Origin of the sequence: Rhodococcus sp. H29-C3 (genome assembly GCF_030063405.1) — a bacterium.
Lineage (GTDB): Bacteria > Actinomycetota > Actinomycetes > Mycobacteriales > Mycobacteriaceae > Rhodococcoides.
The window spans coordinates 1-2345 of sequence record NZ_JASITC010000048.1 but is presented as its reverse complement, the minus strand read 5'-3'; the positions used below and the strand labels follow the sequence as shown (position 1 = coordinate 2345).

Annotated in this window: 2 protein-coding genes and 1 pseudogene; all 3 read right to left on the bottom strand. The window is 63.1% G+C overall.

Annotated elements, in window-relative coordinates; genetic code table 11:
* Positions 1–643: pseudogene (locus QMK32_RS25065) on the bottom strand (Fis family transcriptional regulator); the annotation flags it as partial.
* Complete coding sequence (locus QMK32_RS25060; RefSeq protein WP_283478276.1) at positions 640–987, bottom strand: helix-turn-helix domain-containing protein; 348 nt, start codon at positions 985–987, stop codon at positions 640–642. The gene QMK32_RS25060 and the pseudogene QMK32_RS25065, both read right to left, overlap by 4 nt.
* Entirely contained in the window at positions 984–2075 is a 1092-nt protein-coding gene (locus QMK32_RS25055; RefSeq protein ID WP_283478277.1) for a tyrosine-type recombinase/integrase, read from the bottom strand. The genes QMK32_RS25060 and QMK32_RS25055 overlap by 4 nt, the downstream gene beginning before the upstream one ends.
* Positions 2076–2345 lie beyond the last annotated feature (270 nt).

Here is a 2345-nt window from a genome sequence, read left to right as displayed (position 1 = left end):
CGGTGGTTGTGAGTTTGTCGCGGAGCCATTGTTCGTAGGTGGCGAGCAGTCGGTCCCGCGGGGGCAGGGCTGAGTGTTCGACCATCAATGCTCGGAGGTACTCCACGGTGCGTGTGCGGGGCAGGGCGTCGAGGGCGTCGTGTGTCGGATCCACCGACCCGTCTCCCAGTGCGCCGAGCAGTTCCCGGACTCTGGGGTTCGCGCGAATCCAGGTGACGCCGCTGTTCGCCCTGTGCATCGCGACGATGGCGGTTGCCAGCGGCTCCAACGACTCGTGGACGGCTCCGTCCGGGCCGGAGAGTAGGTCGCGGACGATGTCATCGAGCAGGCACCGCCAGCAGGTGTTGGCTTTCGCGAGCCAGGTCTCGGTGCCGCACCGGCGGCACGTCAGATCTAACGGTAATCCGCTGCAGCGCAGACACAAGGGCATGTGGTTCTCGTCCAGGCCGGGGACCATTCCAATGTGACCGCACGCCGTGCACGTGCCCTCGGTGCGTTTGGCAGCTTGGTAGCAGTAGGTGCAGACCGGACCGTCGGGCCAGTGCGCGGCCGTGGGGTAGTGGTCCTTGCACCGTGCGCAGGCGTGATGTTTGCCTGGATCGGGTGATTGACTGCGCCGGCGGGGTTTACGAGCGCAGCTCACGAATCGGAATCCGTGATGCGGGCCCGCTCGGGTCGAAGGTCAGGGTTCAGGCTGGTCACAGTCCGCGTGGACGGGTCGCCGGCGGCTCTGGTTCCGCGAGCGACGACGGCTTCGGGTGTGATCAGGTCGTTGGGTGTGCAGTCGAAGATATCGCACAGCGCAACAAGCACTTTCATGGACAAACGTTCGGGCTTGTCGGTGACGAGCCGGTAGATCTGTGCCGCGGAGAGGTCGATGCCGCGATCGCGCAGCAGCGGCGCCAGCTGGGTGGTCTTCCACATGTCGTGAGCGGCCATCTGTTGGCGGAGCTTCCAGTGAAAGTCGAGTTGGCGTCTGCGGGTCATGTGCCGGCTCCGGGATCGGGCAGTGCGAGTGCTCGCTCGATGCTGTTGTCGAGAACGGTACGCAGTGTGCGGGTACGGAAGTCGGAGGAGACCGAGGTGTAGAGGGCGGTGGTCGATGCATAAGAGTGGCCGACCTGCTGTTGAACGAAGAGTGGGTCGTACCCGTCTTCGATCAGGTGGGTGACGTACGAATGCCTCAGGCAGTGCAGGGTCAGCTCGTCGGGTAGTCCGAGAGCGCGGCGGTATTCGGCGAATCGTGCGCCCAGCTTCTCCTTCGACACCCGCGGTGATCGTTCGCTGGGCCACAGCGCGGCGCTGCGGGGTGTGCGGGTGTTCAGGTCGTGGCAGTGTTCGATCCACTGCGTCATCACCCGCGCCGACCACGGGAAGACAGTGAGGACGCTGCGACGCTTCGGTGTGCTTCCTTTGTTGGCTTTGCCCCATCGCACGTAGAGGACTCCGTGGCCACCGAACTCGGTCGCGTGTGGGTTGGTGCCGAAGTCGGTCGTGTCGAGCATGGCGAGTTCTTGGCGTCGTAGTCCCCATGCGTAGGCGGTCTTCATCGCGGTGGCGTCGCGCATCGCGGCGAGCCAGCCCTTGTGGCCGCTGTGACGGGCGATTTGAACCTGGTCGTCGGCGTAGTCGAACAGATCCTGCAGCTCGCGTTTGGTCAGTGCACGCCGCGCGGGCCGTCCCTCGTAGTCTCCGGAGTGGGTGGCGGTGTTCCATTCGAAGCAGACCTGCGCGAGATGAGTTCCGAACAAGTTCTCGCACACTGCAGTCCATTGATAGCGCGGATCTGCGGCGTAGTCGCAAAACAGTCGGAGTGCGTTCTGGTACGTCCGCAGCGTGGACTTCGCGCGGCCTTCACCGCGGAGGTCGGCAAAGAATTCGTCGACGTCCATCGGCCTCCAGTGCCAGGGGATTTCGTTGGTGAAGCGTTGAAAGCGGTGCACGAGTTCGAGTCGGATCTTGATGGTTCCCATCGCTAGATTCCGGCTGAGCTGTTGGTCGCGCCATCCGGCCACTATGGCGGCGAATACCTGCTCGTCGGGCCGAAGCAGCGGCGAGGTTCCGGCCAGGAACAATTCGGGAGCAGCACCAGGGACGTTCCACCGTTCGACCACACAACCGCCTCTCACCTAAAACTGTGCGCGAATCATGCATCAGATGATCGTTCTATGTCAATACCCCAGTTCAAGTCGGCAACGGGACCTCGACTTTGCGACCGCCCAGGCGGGTTTGATGCGGTGCAGGTGGCACTGCTCTGCTGCACGTCAAGGGCTGAATACGCAGACGGCGACCAATTGTCGCATCAGATGAAATTCGTCACGGTTGCATGCCGATAATTTATATTA

Excerpts from the sequence above, each read along its gene's own strand:
- QMK32_RS25060 (WP_283478276.1), bottom strand. The coding sequence starts at position 987 with ATGACCCGCAGACGCCAACTCGACTTTCACTGGAAGCTCCGCCAACAG.